General features: G+C 70.6%; 7 protein-coding genes. All 7 read left to right on the top strand.

The window, feature by feature from the left end; translation table 11 throughout:
• The first annotated feature begins 109 nt into the window (after positions 1-109).
• The gene (gene rpoB, locus ACSMHG_RS15295) at positions 110-3,589 is read left to right on the top strand and encodes a DNA-directed RNA polymerase subunit beta (RefSeq protein WP_435746633.1); all 3,480 of its coding nucleotides are present in this window, start codon (positions 110-112) and stop codon (positions 3,587-3,589) included.
• Between the two features lie 132 nt (positions 3,590-3,721).
• Positions 3,722-7,594, top strand: a complete 3,873-nt coding sequence (locus tag ACSMHG_RS15290) for a DNA-directed RNA polymerase subunit beta' (protein ID WP_435746631.1) — start codon at positions 3,722-3,724, stop codon at positions 7,592-7,594.
• Between the two features lie 160 nt (positions 7,595-7,754).
• Complete coding sequence (locus tag ACSMHG_RS15285; protein ID WP_435746629.1) at positions 7,755-7,979, top strand: hypothetical protein; 225 nt, start codon at positions 7,755-7,757, stop codon at positions 7,977-7,979.
• Between the two features lie 51 nt (positions 7,980-8,030).
• Positions 8,031-9,284, top strand: coding sequence for a geranylgeranyl reductase family protein (locus ACSMHG_RS15280; protein WP_435746627.1), 1,254 nt, complete (start codon positions 8,031-8,033; stop codon positions 9,282-9,284).
• A 22-nt stretch (positions 9,285-9,306) separates the two neighbouring features.
• The gene (locus tag ACSMHG_RS15275; protein WP_435746625.1) at positions 9,307-10,305 is read left to right on the top strand and encodes an NUDIX hydrolase; all 999 of its coding nucleotides are present in this window, start codon (positions 9,307-9,309) and stop codon (positions 10,303-10,305) included.
• A gap of 70 nt (positions 10,306-10,375) precedes the next feature.
• Positions 10,376-11,641 carry a hydroxyacid-oxoacid transhydrogenase gene (locus tag ACSMHG_RS15270; protein WP_435746623.1) on the top strand — a complete coding sequence of 422 codons (1,266 nt, stop codon included), beginning with the start codon at positions 10,376-10,378 and terminating at the stop codon, positions 11,639-11,641.
• A partial coding sequence (locus ACSMHG_RS15265) for an FAD-binding oxidoreductase (RefSeq protein WP_435746705.1) occupies positions 11,635-12,554 on the top strand: 920 nt, incomplete at its 3' end. The genes ACSMHG_RS15270 and ACSMHG_RS15265, both read left to right, overlap by 7 nt.

Genomic DNA, 12,554 nt, shown 5'->3' with positions numbered 1-12,554 from the left:
GGTATCGTAGCGCTTTGCGCCTGCCCTCAGATGCAGCTCGGCCTGCCCGGTGGCCCAGCTAGTGGGGGGCGATGGCGCCACTCTGGCAGCGATCCTCGAAGGACACCTCTTGGCCGCGCGCACCACCTCTGGCAACCCCCGCCGCATCTCGTTCAACAAGATCCAGGACCCGATCGAGGTCCCGCAGCTCCTCTCCCTCCAGACCGACAGCTTCGACTGGCTGATCGGCAACGACAAGTGGAACGCCGCCGTCGAGCGCCGGCGCGCCGAGGGCGAGGACGTCTCGAGCAAGTCCGGTCTGCAGGAGATCTTCGAGGAGATCTCGCCGATCGAGGACTTCTCCGAGACCATGTCGCTCTCGTTCGAGAACCCGGTCTTCTACGACCCGAAGTACACCGTCGACGAGTGCAAGGAGAAGGACTTCACCTACTCCGCTCCGCTCTACGTCTCGGCGGAGTTCACCAACAACGACACCGGTGAGATCAAGGGCCAGACGGTCTTCATGGGCGACTTCCCGCTCATGACCGACAAGGGCACCTTCATCATCAACGGCACCGAGCGCGTCGTCGTCTCGCAGCTGGTGCGCAGCCCCGGCGTGTACTTCGAGCGTGCGGCCGACAAGACGTCCGACAAGGACATCTACACCGCCAAGATGATCCCCAGCCGCGGTGCGTGGCTGGAGTTCGAGATCGACAAGCGCGACCTCGTCGGGGTCCGCCTCGACCGCAAGCGCAAGCAGAACGTCACCGTGCTCCTCAAGGCGCTCGGCCTCACCACCGAGCAGATCCTCGAGGAGTTCCGTCGCCCCGACGGCACCGTCTACGAGTCGATCGAGCTGACCCTGGAGAAGGACCACACCCAGGCGCAGGACGACGCGCTGCTCGACATCTACCGCAAGCTGCGCCCGGGCGAGCCGCCGACGCGCGAGGCGGCGCAGACGCTGCTCAACAACTACTACTTCAACCCCAAGCGCTACGACCTGGCCAAGGTCGGTCGCTACAAGATCAACAAGAAGCTGGGGCTGACCGAGGCGTTCGACCAGCAGACGCTGACGATCGACGACATCGTCGCTGCGATCAAGTACATCGTCGCGCTGCACGACGGCCAGGAGCAGGTCGAGGCGCCGCAGGGCGCCCTCGAGATCGCGGCCGACGACATCGACCACTTCGGCAACCGCCGGATGCGCACCGTCGGCGAGCTGATCCAGAACCAGCTCCGCACCGGTCTGGCGCGCATGGAGCGCGTGGTCCGCGAGCGGATGACGACCCAGGACGTCGAGGCGATCACGCCGCAGTCGCTGATCAACATCCGACCCGTGGTGGCGGCGCTGAAGGAGTTCTTCGGCACCTCCCAGCTCTCGCAGTTCATGGACCAGACCAACCCGATCGCGGGGCTGACGCACAAGCGGCGTCTCTCCGCGCTCGGCCCCGGTGGTCTCTCCCGTGACCGTGCGGGCATGGAGGTCCGGGACGTCCACCCGTCGCACTACGGCCGGATGTGCCCGATCGAGACCCCCGAAGGCCCGAACATCGGCCTGATCGGCTCGCTCGCGTCGTTCGGGCGGATCAACCCGTTCGGCTTCGTCGAGACGCCGTACCGGAAGGTCGTCGACGGCCAGGTCACCGACCAGATCGACTACCTGACCGCCGACGACGAGGACCGCTTCGTCATCGCGCAGGCCAACGCGGCTCTCGACGACGACATGCGCTTCGTCAACGAGCGCGTGCTGGTCCGACAGCGCGACGCGGAGGTCTCGGAGACCCTGGCCGGCGAGATCGACTACATGGACGTCTCGCCGCGGCAGATGGTCTCGGTCGCCACCGCGCTGATCCCGTTCCTCGAGCACGACGACGCCAACCGCGCGCTCATGGGCGCCAACATGCAGCGCCAGGCCGTGCCGCTCATCACGAGCGACTCGCCGCTGGTCGGCACCGGCATGGAGTACCGCGCCGCGGTCGACGCCGGCGACGTGGTCACCGCCGACAAGGCCGGTGTCGTCAAGGAGGTCTCCGCCGACGCCGTCGAGACGATGAACGACGACGGCAGCTACTCGACGTACCGCCTCGCGAAGTTCCGCCGGTCCAACCAGGGCACCTGCATCAACCAGCGTCCGCTGGTGAGCGTGGGCGACCGGCTCGAGGCCGGCAGCCCGATCGCGGACGGTCCCTGCACCGACGACGCCGAGATGGCGCTGGGCACCAACCTGCTCGTGGCGTTCATGCCGTGGCAGGGCCACAACTACGAGGACGCGATCATCCTCAGCCAGCGCCTGGTGCAGGAGGACGTCCTCACCTCGATCCACATCGAGGAGCACGAGGTCGACGCCCGCGACACCAAGCTGGGCCCCGAGGAGATCACCCGGGACATCCCGAACGTCTCCGAGGAGATGCTGGCCGACCTCGACGAGCGCGGCATCATCCGCATCGGCGCCGAGGTCACCACCGGTGACATCCTCGTCGGCAAGGTGACGCCCAAGGGCGAGACCGAGCTGACCCCCGAGGAGCGCCTGCTCCGCGCGATCTTCGGCGAGAAGGCGCGCGAGGTGCGCGACACCTCGATGAAGGTCCCGCACGGCGAGTCCGGCACCGTCATCGGCGTCCGGGTCTTCGACCGCGAGGAGGGCGACGAGCTGCCGCCGGGCGTGAACCAGCTGGTCCGCGTCTACGTCGCGCAGAAGCGCAAGATCTCCGTCGGCGACAAGCTCGCCGGTCGCCACGGCAACAAGGGCGTCATCGCGAAGATCCTGCCGATCGAGGACATGCCGTTCATGGAGGACGGCACCCCGGTCGACGTCGTGCTCAACCCGCTCGGCGTGCCGCGACGGATGAACATCGGCCAGATCCTCGAGCTCCACCTGGGCTGGCTCGCCAAGCAGGGTTGGGACCTCAACCTCTCCGGGGACCCGGACAGCTCCGACTGGAAGCAGCGCCTCATCAAGATCGGCGTGGACAAGGCCGAGCCGAACACCAAGGTCGCGACCCCGGTGTTCGACGGTGCCCGCGAGGACGAGATCACCGGGCTGCTCGGCTCGACGATCCCCAACCGCGACGGCGTGCGGATGATCGACGAGTCCGGCAAGGCGCACCTGTTCGACGGCCGCTCCGGCGAGCCGTTCCCGGACCCGGTCTCGGTCGGCTACATGTACATCCTCAAGCTGCACCACCTCGTGGACGACAAGATCCACGCGCGCAGCACCGGCCCCTACTCGATGATCACGCAGCAGCCCCTGGGCGGCAAGGCCCAGTTCGGTGGCCAGCGGTTCGGCGAGATGGAGGTCTGGGCGATGGAGGCGTACGGCGCCGCCTACGCCCTGCAGGAGCTGCTCACGATCAAGTCCGACGACGTGCCCGGTCGCGTCAAGGTCTACGAGGCGATCGTCAAGGGCGAGAACATCCCCGACTCGGGCATCCCGGAGTCGTTCAAGGTGCTCGTCAAGGAGATGCAGTCGCTCTGCCTCAACGTCGAGGTGCTCAGCCAGGACGGGTCGCAGATCGAGCTGCGCGACGCGGAGGAGGACGTCTTCCGTGCCGCCGAGGAGCTCGGGATCGACCTGTCGCGCCGCGAGCCCAGCTCCGTCGAAGAAGTCTGATCACCCCACGAAGTTCTCATCGCTTCGCTCGAGAACTTCGCGGGGACCCCGATCCGGTGGTCACGGCCGCCGGATCGGGGTCGATCGGTCCAAGTCTTGATTTTCAGCAACTAACGAAGGACAACAGCCATCGTGCTCGATGTGAACTTCTTCGACCAGCTCCAGATCGGCCTGGCCACCGCGGACGACATCCGCACGTGGAGCCACGGCGAGGTCAAGAAGCCGGAGACCATCAACTACCGCACGCTCAAGCCCGAGCGTGACGGCCTCTTCTGCGAGAAGATCTTCGGTCCCACCCGGGACTGGGAGTGCTACTGCGGCAAGTACAAGCGCGTCCGCTTCAAGGGCATCATCTGCGAGCGCTGCGGCGTCGAGGTGACCCGGTCCAAGGTGCGCCGCGAGCGCATGGGCCACATCGAGCTGGCCGCGCCCGTCACCCACATCTGGTACTTCAAGGGTGTGCCCAGCCGGCTCGGCTACCTGCTCGACCTGGCGCCGAAGGACCTCGAGAAGGTCATCTACTTCGCGGCCTACATGATCACCTCGGTCGACGAGGACGCCCGCCACCGCGACCTCGCCTCGCTCGAGGGCAAGGTCGGCATGGAGCGCGACCGGTTGAACAACCGCGTCGAGACCGCCCTCGCCGACCGCGCCAAGAAGCTCGAGGAGGACCTCGCGGCCCTCGAGGCCGAGGGTGCCAAGGCCGACCAGCGCCGCAAGGTCAAGGACGGCGCCGAGCGCGAGATGGCGCAGATCCGCAAGCGCGGCGAGACCGAGGTCGCGCGCCTCGACGAGGTGTGGAGCACCTTCAAGTCGCTCAAGGTCCAGGACCTCATGGGCGACGAGATGCTCTACCGCGAGATGAAGAACTGGTTCGGCAAGTACTTCGAGGGCCACATGGGCGCCACGGCGATCCAGAAGCGCCTCGAGTCCTTCGACATCGCCGCCGAGATCGAGTCGCTGCGCGACACCATCGCCAACGGCAAGGGCCAGAAGAAGGTCCGTGCGCTGAAGCGCCTCAAGGTGGTCGACGCCTTCCGCAAGACCGGCAACAAGCCGCAGGGCATGGTGCTCGACGCCGTCCCGGTCATCCCGCCGGACCTGCGGCCGATGGTGCAGCTCGACGGTGGCCGCTTCGCGACCTCCGACCTCAACGACCTGTACCGCCGCGTCATCAACCGCAACAACCGCCTCAAGCGGCTGCTCGACCTCGGTGCCCCCGAGATCATCGTCAACAACGAGAAGCGGATGCTCCAGGAGGCCGTCGACTCGCTGTTCGACAACGGTCGCCGTGGTCGTCCGGTCACCGGCCCGGGCAACCGGCCGCTGAAGTCGCTCTCGGACATGCTCAAGGGCAAGCAGGGTCGCTTCCGCCAGAACCTGCTCGGCAAGCGCGTGGACTACTCGGGCCGTTCGGTCATCGTGTCGGGTCCGCAGCTGAAGCTGCACCAGTGCGGTCTGCCCAAGCAGATGGCGCTGGAGCTGTTCAAGCCGTTCGTGATGAAGCGGCTCGTCGACCTCTCGCACGCGCAGAACATCAAGTCCGCCAAGCGGATGGTCGAGCGCGCGCGCCCGGTCGTGTGGGACGTGCTCGAGGAGGTCATCACCGAGCACCCGGTGCTGCTGAACCGTGCACCCACCCTGCACCGCCTCGGCATCCAGGCCTTCGAGCCGCAGCTGATCGAGGGCAAGGCCATCCAGATCCACCCGCTCGTCTGCTCGGCGTTCAACGCCGACTTCGACGGCGACCAGATGGCCGTCCACCTGCCGCTCTCCGCGGAGGCGCAGGCCGAGGCCCGGATCCTGATGCTGTCGACGAACAACATCCTGAAGCCGTCGGACGGTCGCCCCGTGACCATGCCGACGCAGGACATGATCATCGGCCTGTTCTTCCTCACCACCGACCGTGAGGGCGAGCCGGGCGAGGGCCGCGCGTTCTCCTCGCCGGCCGAGGCGATCATGGCCTTCGACCGCGGCGAGATCTCGGTCCAGTCGCGGATCAAGGTCCGCCTCGACGACGTCGTGCCGCCGCTGGACTGGGGCATGGACGTCGAGGAGGGCCGGGCGATCACGCTCGACACCACCTTGGGCCGGGTGCTCTTCAACGACACCCTGCCGGCCGACTACCCGTTCGTGAACTACGAGGTGGGCAAGAAGGCCCTCGGCGCGATCGTCAACGACCTCGCCGAGCGCTACACCAAGGTCGAGGTCGCCGCGTCGCTCGACGCGCTGAAGGACACCGGCTTCCGCTGGGCGACCTTCTCGGGCGTCACCGTCTCGATCGAGGACGTCGTCACCCCGGCCGACAAGCAGGAGATCCTCTCCGGCTACGAGGCCCAGGCGGCGAAGGTCCAGAAGCAGTTCGAGCGCGGTCTGGTCACCGACGACGAGCGCCGCCAGGAGCTCATCGAGATCTGGACCGAGGCCTCCAACGAGGTCGGCAAGGCGATGGAGAAGAACTTCGACCGCGCCAACCCGATCTACATGATGGTCGACTCGGGTGCCTCCGGAAACATGAACCAGATCCGGCAGGTCGCCGCCATGCGTGGCCTGGTGGCCAACCCGAAGGGCGAGATCATCCCGCGCCCGATCAAGTCGAACTTCCGCGAGGGCCTGACCGTCCTGGAGTACTTCATCGCGACGCACGGTGCCCGCAAGGGTCTGGCGGACACCGCGCTGCGGACCGCCGACTCGGGCTACCTGACCCGTCGTCTGGTGGACGTCTCCCAGGACGTCATCATCCGCGAGGACGACTGCGGCACCGAGCGCGGTCTGCCCAAGCGGATCGGCGAGCGCCGCGAGGACGGCGTCGTGGTCAAGGCGGAGAACGCCGAGACCGCTGCGTACGCCCGCTCGGCCGCCGTCGAGGTCACCCACCCCGAGACCGGCGACGTGCTGGTCGAGGCGGGCGGCGACCTCGGCGACGTCAAGATCGGCGAGCTCATCGCGGCCGGCATCGAGGAGGTCAAGGTCCGCTCCGTGCTGACCTGCGACGCCCGCACCGGTACCTGCGCGAAGTGCTACGGCCGTTCGCTGGCCACCGGCAAGCTCGTCGACATCGGCGAGGCGGTCGGCATCATCGCCGCCCAGTCGATCGGTGAGCCGGGCACGCAGCTGACGATGCGTACCTTCCACACCGGCGGTGTGGCCTCCGCGGACGACATCACGCAGGGTCTGCCCCGTGTGGTCGAGCTCTTCGAGGCCCGCTCGCCCAAGGGCCGTACGCCGATCGCCGAGGCGGCCGGCCGGGTCGAGATCGAGGAGACCGACAAGGCCCGCAAGGTCCTGGTCACCCCCGACGACGGCTCCGAGGTCCAGGAGTACGCCGTGTCGAAGCGCTCGCGCCTCAACGTGGCCGACGGTGAGCACATCGAGGTCGGGCACCACCTGACCTCGGGCACGCCCGACCCGCAGGACGTCCTGCGGATCCTGGGCGTCCGCAAGGCGCAGGAGCACCTGGTGGACGAGGTGCAGAACGTGTACCGCTCGCAGGGCGTGGCGATCCACGACAAGCACATCGAGATCATCGTCCGGCAGATGCTGCGCCGGGTGACGGTCATCGAGTCGGGTGACACCAACCTGCTGCCGTCCGACCTCGTCGACCGCGTGATCTTCGAGGAGGAGAACCGGCGCGTGGTCTCCGAGGGCGGCACGCCGGCCTCGGGTCGCCCGGTGCTCATGGGCATCACCAAGGCCTCGCTGGCGACCGAGTCGTGGCTGTCGGCGGCCTCCTTCCAGGAGACCACCCGCGTCCTCACCGACGCAGCGATCCACGGCCGCTCGGACTCCCTGCGCGGTCTGAAGGAGAACGTGATCATCGGCAAGCTGATCCCGGCTGGTACCGGCCTCGAGCGGTACCGCAACATCCGGGTGGAGCCCACCGAGGAGGCCCGCGCCGCGGCGTACTCCGTCACCGGCTACGATTCCTACGACTACGAGTTCGGCGGGAGCGGCGGCCAGGCCGTCGCCCTCGACGACTTCGACTTTGGTTCGTACCAGAGCTGAGCGAAGCTCAGCTCTGGTCTGACGAACCAGATCGAGCGAGCCAACGCCCCGTCCACGCTTGCGTGGGCGGGGCGTTGGCGTGTCGAGATCCGCCGGGAAGCCCTCGACGCCGGACCCGTCGAGGTGGTCCCATGGATGGCCCCGAACAGGAGGACCGGCCATGGTGGACGAGGGACGCGACGAGCTGGCCGACCGGCCGGAGGAGTCGATCGAGCAGGTCGAGGCCGAGCGCCAGGAGCGGTTGGACCCGGCGAACCGGCCCGACGACGTCGAGGTCGACAACACCGGCCGGGACTTCGACGTCGAGAAGGGGATGTTCACCGACTCCGAGGAGTACGACGCCGCGCCGCGCCGCTACCTGCCCCCTGAGGAGGCGCCGGCCTGACCGCGCCGCTCCGGCTGCCGGCGGTCACCGGCCGCCTGCGAGAATCGGGAGGTGAGCACGACACCGACCCGCACCGACGTCCTCGTGGTCGGAGCCGGCCCCGCTGGCTCCGCCGCAGCCGCGTGGGCGGCTCGCGGTGGGGCGGACGTGCTGGTCGTCGACGCGGCGGTCTTCCCGCGTGACAAGACCTGCGGCGACGGGCTGACGCCGCGCGCGATCGCCGAGCTGTCGCGGCTCGGCCTCGAGGAGTGGCTGCGCGCGCACACGGTCAACCAGGGCCTGCGCGCCCACGGCTTCGGGCAGACCCTGCTGCTGCCGTGGCCGGGGCCGGGGGAGTCCGGCACGGGGCTGCCCGGCTGGGGGTCGGCGGTCGCCCGCACCGAGCTGGACGACCACCTGCGGACCACCGCGATCAAGGCGGGTGCGCTGGCCCTCGACGGGACCCGCGCGGTCGACGTGCGCCGCGACGGCGACCGGGTGGCGGCGGTCGTGCTGCAGCGCGGCGACGAGCGGTTCGAGGTCGCCTGCGACCGCCTGGTGGTGGCCGACGGGGTCCGCTCGCCCCTGGGCAAGGTGCTCGGCCGGGAGTGGCACCGCGACACCGTCTACGGCGTCGCCGGCCGGTCCTACGTCGGCTCCGGCATGAGCGACGACCCGTGGATCTCCTCGCACCTCGAGCTGCGCGACGCCGAGGGTGCGGTGCTCAGCGGCTACGGGTGGATCTTCCCGCTCGGCAACGGCGAGGTGAACCTCGGCGTCGGCACGCTGGCGACCTCGAAGCGGCCGGCGAACGTCGCCATCAAGCCGCTCATGGACTTCTACGCCGAGCAGCGCCGCGAGGACTTCGCGCTCACGGGTGACCTGCGGGCCAAGACCTCGGCGCTGCTCCCGATGGGCGGTGCCGTCTCCCACGTCGCCGGCCGCAACTGGGCGCTCATCGGCGACGCCGCCGGGTGCGTGAACCCGCTCAACGGCGAGGGCATCGATTACGGCCTGGAGAGCGGCCGGCTGCTGGCCGAGGTGATGAGCGAGCACCGCGACCTCTCGGTGGTGTGGCCGGCGCTGCTGCGCGAGCACTACGGCGAGGCGTTCTCCATCGCCCGCCGGCTCGCGGGCCTGGTCACGGTGCCGCGGGTCCTCCCGACCTTCGGCCCGGCGGGCATGCGCTCGGACTGGCTGATGACGCTGGCGCTGCGCTGGATGGGCAACCTGGTGACCGACGAGGACCGCGACCGTGCCGCACGGGTCTGGCGCTGGGCCGGTCGGCGCTCGATCACCCTCGACCACCGGCCGCCGTTCTCCTGAGCCATGGGAACCGGTGGGCGTCGTGGGTGAGCGCAGCAAAGGTGAGCGCGGCAAGGGTGAGCGCAGGAAGGGCGACCGTGGCCGAGGTGACCGCGGTCGGGGTGAGCGCAGCCGGGGCGAACGCCGCGAGCGGCGCCGGCTGCAGCGGCTGGCGGCGTACGCCGTCGTCCTCCGCGACGGCGAGGTCCTGCTCACCCGGCTCGCGCCGCGCATCACCCGCGACGAGGTCTGGACCCTGCCGGGAGGCGGCGTCGACCACGGCGAGGACCCCCGGGACGCGGTGGTCCGCGAGTTCCGTGAGGAGACCGGTCTCGAGGTGACCGTGGGCGAGGCCGCCCGGGTGCTCAGCGGGCGCCGGCGTGACGCCCAGTGGAACGGCCGGCGGGCCGACGTGCACTCCGTGCGGCTGGTCTACGACGGGCACGTGCCGGTCGACGCGCCCGCGCCGCGGGTGGTCGAGGTCGGCGGGACGACCGTGGACGCGCGCTGGTGGCCGGTGGCCGACGTGGTGTCGGGGGCCGTCCCGGTCAGCCCGGTCGTCGTCGAGGCGCTGGCCGGGCACCGGCCGGCGCGCCTGCAGCGCACCGCGGCGTACGCCCTGGTGCTCCGCGACGGCGAGGTGCTGCTCTCCCGGGTCTCCCCGGCCGGCTTCCACACGGGCCTGTGGGCGCTGCCCGGCGGCGGGGTCGAGCACGGGGAGAGCCCGGCGGTGGCCGCCGCCCGTGAGACCCGCGAGGAGACCGGGCTCGAGGTCGCGATCGGCCGCGTGCTGCACGTCGCGGACGAGTCGATCCGCGGCACCGCGCCGTCCGGTCGCGACGAGGACTTCCACGGCATCCAGCTTGTCTTCGAGGGCGTGCTCACCGGTGCGGCGGGAGGGGCGCCGGCCCAGCCGGTCGCCGAGGAGGCCGGCACGAGCGACGCCGCCGCGTGGGTGCCGCTGGCCGCGGTCGCCGACGGCTCGGTGCCGGTCCACCCGCTGGTGCGCGCCGCGCTCGACGCTGCCGGCCCGGGCCGCTGACCGGCTCGCCTCGCAGCCCGCACCGCGGGCGCTCGGCAGGACCCGTGGCAGGGGCCGATATCGTTGCCCGGTGTCCGAGACTGTCTTCACCTACGCCGCTCCTGCGCTGAAGTTCGGCACCGGTGCCTCCGCCGAGATCGGCCACGACCTCACGACGTACGGCGCCCGCCGGGTGCTGCTGGTCACCGACCCGGGTGTCGCCGCGACCGGCCACCCGGCGCGGATCGCCGACCAGCTCGCCGCCCGCGGCCTGGACGTCACGACGTACGACGCCGTGCACGTGGAGCCGACCGACGCCTCGCTCACCGCGGCGATCGACTTCGCCCGCGACGCCGGCCCCTTCGAGGCGATCGTCGCCGTCGGCGGCGGGTCCGCGATCGACACCGCCAAGGCGGTCAACCTGCTCACCACCAACCCCGGCGAGCTGATGGACTACATCAACGCGCCCGTGGGCAAGGCGCAGGCGCCGAGCCGCCCGCTCCTGCCGCTGGTGGCCGTGCCGACGACGACCGGCACCGGCTCGGAGAGCACGACCATCTGCGTGCTCGACGTGCTGGCCCTGCACGTCAAGACCGGGATCAGCCACCCGGCGCTGCGCCCGACCCTGGCGGTCGTCGACCCCGCGTTGACGATGAGCCAGCCGGCCATGGTGACGGCGGCCTCGGGGATGGACATCCTCTGCCACGCGCTGGAGAGCTACACCGCCCGCTGGTACGCCGACTTCGACGCCAAGCAGCCCGAGCAGCGGGTGCCGTACTGCGGCGCCAACCCGGTGGCCGACATGTGGTCGGAGAAGGCGCTCTCCCTGCTGGCCGGCGCGTTCCGCGCGGCCGTGCGCGACGGCGACGACGCCGACGCGCGCGAGCAGATGGCACTGGCGGCGACCTTCGCCGGGCTCGGCTTCGGCAACGCCGGCGTCCACATCCCGCACGCGAACGCCTACCCGATCGCGGGGCGGGTCCGCGAGTTCCGCCCCGAGGGCTACCCGCCCGAGGAGCCGATCGTGCCGCACGGCATGGCCGTCTCGCTCACCGCGCCGGAGGCCTTCCGGTTCACCTTCGAGGCCGACCCGCAGCGGCACCTGCGCGCCGCGCGCCTCCTGGAGCCGGACGCCGACCTGGCTGACGGCCCCGACGTGCTGCCGGGTGTCCTGGCCCGGCTGATGCGCGACATCGGCATCCCGAACGGCCTGGCCGAGGTCGGGTACGGCGACGCCGACGTCGACCCGCTCGTCGACGGCGCCCTCAAGCAGCAGCGGCTGCTGGCGACCGCGCCGCGGGAGGTGACCGGCGAGGACCTGGCGGCGGTCTTCCGCGGGTCGATGGAGCACTGGTGACCGACTCCGGCGCCGCCCCGACGGCCGACCTTCTCGCGGAGCTCCGTCGCCGCGGCGTCACCGACGCCGACGACTCGACGCTGACCCGCGCGCTCTACTCTTCCGACGCCTCGCTCTACCGGGTCGTGCCGCAGGCGGTGGTGCGCCCCCGCGACGGGGACGAGCTGCTGGCCGTCGTCGACGTCGCCCGGACCGTCGGGGTGCCGCTGACGATGCGTGGCGCGGGGACCTCGATCGCCGGCAACGCCGTCGGGCGCGGGCTGGTCGTCGACACCGTCAAGCACCTCAACCGTGTCGTCTCCATCGACCGCGAGGCGCGGACCGCGGTGGTCGAGCCGGGCGTGGTCCACGCCCAGCTCCAGCGGGCCGCGGCTCCGCACGGCCTGCGCTTCGGCCCTGACCCCTCGACCCACACGCGCTGCACCATCGGCGGGATGATCGGCAACAACGCCTGCGGCTCGCGGGCGCTCGGCTACGGCCGCACCTCCGACAACGTGGTCGCGATCGACCCGATCTGGGGCTCGGCCGCCGACGACGTGCCCGCCCGGCTGGCGGCGCTGGCCGAGCAGCACCTGAGCCACGTCCGGACCAGCTTCGGCCGGTTCTCCCGGCAGGTCAGCGGCTACTCGATGGAGCACCTGCTGCCCGAGCGCCGCTCGGTCGACCGGTTCCTCGCCGGCAGCGAGGGGACGCTCGCGGTCGTGCGGCAGGCGACGGTGCGGCTGGTCGAGGAGACCCCGCGCCAGCTCCTGGTCCTGGGCTACCCCTCCATGGTCGAGGCCGCCGACGCCGTGCCCGCGATCCTCGCCGCCTGCGGCCGCCCGGTCGACGCGGCGGCCGGCGTCGGCCGCGGTGGCCTGGTGGCCTGCGAAGGGCTCGACGCCCGGATCGTCGACCTCGTGCGCGCCCGCGG

Source organism: Nocardioides ureilyticus, from assembly GCF_051280745.1.
Taxonomy (GTDB): domain Bacteria; phylum Actinomycetota; class Actinomycetes; order Propionibacteriales; family Nocardioidaceae; genus Nocardioides.
This window is presented reverse-complemented; position numbering and strand designations above follow the sequence as displayed.

Excerpts from the sequence above, each read along its gene's own strand:
- ACSMHG_RS15285 (WP_435746629.1), top strand. The coding sequence starts at position 7,755 with ATGGTGGACGAGGGACGCGACGAGCTGGCCGACCGGCCGGAGGAGTCG.